At 71.5% G+C, this 565-nt stretch carries 2 pseudogenes; both read right to left on the minus strand.

What is annotated here, in order from left to right:
* Positions 1-99: pseudogene (locus A9W95_RS04480) on the minus strand (serine protease inhibitor); the annotation flags it as partial.
* A pseudogene (locus A9W95_RS27160) lies at positions 96-565 on the minus strand (ATP-binding protein); the annotation flags it as partial. The pseudogenes A9W95_RS04480 and A9W95_RS27160, both read right to left, overlap by 4 nt.

A 565-nucleotide genomic window follows, 5' to 3' on the forward strand; every position in this document is an offset into this window, starting at 1 on the left:
GTCGAACGATACCAGCAACGCATGCGCGACGCCCGGTACCTCGCGGGCGAACTTCGACACCAGCCAGTCGAGCGGGCTGTCCGGCGGGCGGGGATTCATTCCTGATCGGGTTCCTGACTGCTCTCGCGGGCATGCGACCGTCCGGTGCGCACGCCGCCGAAGTGACTGCTCATGGTGGCGCGAATGGCCTCCGGGTCGCGGCCCGCGGCCGCGTGCTGCGGTTGCCGAAGGGAGTGCGACCCGCCGTTTGACGCTACTCGTTGGTCCTCGTCCTCCGCCTCGGGCGCCGCGGCACCGGGCACCAGGCGAGCGCCGGGGGTACGCACCGGCAGGCCGTGGTCGGTGTGGGCCTCGACGGGCTTGTCCTGCGCTTCGGCGGCCGCGGTCCACCCGCGGTCCCACACCGTCTTCCAATCCAGGTCCGCGCTTTGGGCCAGCTCGTGGGGGTCACCCATCATCTCCGAGAGCATCCGCTGATAGATGACGTCATCAGCGGCCGGGTCGTCACCGGCGCTAGGCGCCGCGGCGGGGATGGGCGCTTTGGCCGCCTGCACGGGGGGTTGCG

Source organism: Mycobacterium sp. 1423905.2, from assembly GCF_001673155.1.
Classification (GTDB): Bacteria; Actinomycetota; Actinomycetes; order Mycobacteriales; family Mycobacteriaceae; genus Mycobacterium.